Source organism: Paenibacillus aceris, assembly GCF_017874035.1.
GTDB classification, from domain to species: Bacteria; Bacillota; Bacilli; order Paenibacillales; family NBRC-103111; genus Paenibacillus_E; species Paenibacillus_E aceris.
Genome location: NZ_JAGGKV010000055.1, coordinates 1 through 1,892, shown reverse-complemented (window position 1 = coordinate 1,892; position 1,892 = coordinate 1). Strand labels below are relative to the sequence as shown.

Sequence of the window (1,892 nt, the reverse complement as noted above, 5' to 3'; positions counted from 1 at the left end):
GTCTGAAATACATCATAAATTGTTTCATGAAAAATAGTACCAAAACGAATATCAAACAACTCCGTGGCTTTTCTTCTCCAGACGCTCAAAATTTCACCCCTGTCCCATACTCTCAAAGTTTTTTACCTCATTTTAACATACTGAGCTGCCCGTTACTTCAACCGACAACGGCAGCCGATCATGTGCCGGCTGCCGTCATGTCTGTCCAAAGAAAATAAAGTATTAGACCGAAAAATAAAGTGTTAGACTAGGAAAATAAAGTATTAGACTGGCACCCGTTGATTAAAGGGCAGAAGAGTTCAATAAGAAAGCTCTCAATCGGCAAATGGGGATTTCCATTTTTTGTTTAAATCCGGATTTACTAGGACCTCTTTATAATTGTCAATTTTGTAATCAATAATCCTTTGTGTCTCCAGTAATCTGTCAATCTCGTTCTGAATTCTATTCTTGTGTTCGATTAGAATGGAGACTCTCTGAGGGAGTGAGGCTTCACCCCTTTCGTAAAGCTTACGGAAACGCTTCATTTCTTCCAGTGTCATTCCAGTTGCTTTGAGTCTCGTTAAAAAGACCATGCCTTCCAATTGATGTTTACTGTACGTTCTGTGTCCGCTTGCTTTGCGGTCGGCATACGGAAGTAAGCCGATTTTCTCGTAATAGCGGATCGTATCTTCTGACAGACCCGTGAATTCAGCCGCCTGTTTAATTGAGCTTACGGTTTCGGGAATGTCGATCACTTTGCCGCACCTCCTGACGTATTACCACGGTATTACTCCGTTCTCATCAAAGAAACCGCCGTTCGGACCATCGCCCAGAAGGGTGGCGAGTTTCACGACAATGGAAGCGCCCTGTTCAACGGTACGATAACCCGTATGCCCATTCAAATCCGTAGCTGTGTACCCTGGATCAGCTGAATTTATCTTGATCGGCGTATCTTTTAATTCTTTGGCAAACAAGACTGTTAGTGCATTGACAGCCGTTTTCGAACTCATGTAGGCGAGCAAATTTACTCCGTATTTTTCGGCATCCGATTCCGGGTTATTATACTCGGTCAAGGAAGCCAAGCCACTTGAAAGGTTTACAATTCTGCCAGCAGGCGATTTTTTAATCAAAGGGAGCATTGCCTTAGTGACAGAAAAACTGCCGAAAACATTTGTCTCATAAGTATTCCTTAGAACAGTTAATTCCAGTTGACTCGGAGGAAGACCTCTTTCCAAGCACACGCCAGCGTTATTAATCAGAACATCAAGCGAACCATACTGATCATCAATTTGTTTTACTGCGGATTGTATTGTATCCAAGTCTGTTATGTCCAGGGTAATTGCCTTTGCATTTATGTTCTCAGCCGTCAGGGTAGCCGTCGCTTCCTGTCCTCTTGCTTCATCTCTTGAACCGAGCAATATTGTGAATCCTAGTTTGCCCAATTGCCTAGCAGTCTCAAGACCAATACCTTTGTTTCCGCCAGTGATCAAAACTATTTTTGATGTGCTCATGATTACGCCTCCTAAAAGTGATATTTACTTGACTAACGATCACTATACAACTTGGAGTACACTCCAAGTCAAGAGCAACATTCAAGATTAGAATGTCTTGTTATTGGACTATTGGGGGCGTTAGTTCAATTAAACAGCAGCAGTCTAGGACTTTATTTTCTGTCCATGGCTGCTGTTGTTTCATTTTTTAGGTTAGTCTAATACTTTTTTTTCGGAGTGTGACGGTTTGTAAATCGAAAAACCGCGCGAATTCAATACATCCAGTCTAATACTTTATTGTCTCAAGACAATGTCGTGATTGAACTATCGTTCCTCGTTAGCCATCCATGCCCCTACGGGGCACCACGGACAAATGAAAATTTGTTGAGTTTGGCTATAATGTTAATACGGCTGGCGAGGAAG

General features: G+C 42.2%; 2 protein-coding genes. Both read right to left on the bottom strand.

What is annotated here, in order from left to right:
- Window positions 1-314: 314 nt before the first annotated feature.
- Window positions 315-734, bottom strand: coding sequence for a MerR family DNA-binding transcriptional regulator (locus tag J2Z65_RS35055; protein ID WP_167064386.1), 420 nt, complete (start codon window positions 732-734; stop codon window positions 315-317).
- Between the two features lie 21 nt (window positions 735-755).
- Window positions 756-1,490, bottom strand: coding sequence for an SDR family oxidoreductase (locus tag J2Z65_RS35050; RefSeq protein ID WP_209856393.1), 735 nt, complete (start codon window positions 1,488-1,490; stop codon window positions 756-758).
- Window positions 1,491-1,892 lie beyond the last annotated feature (402 nt).

Bases quoted from the DNA above. Each gene is read 5' to 3' on its own strand.
- J2Z65_RS35050 (WP_209856393.1), bottom strand. From the start codon at position 1,490: ATGAGCACATCAAAAATAGTTTTGATCACTGGCGGAAACAAAGGTATT.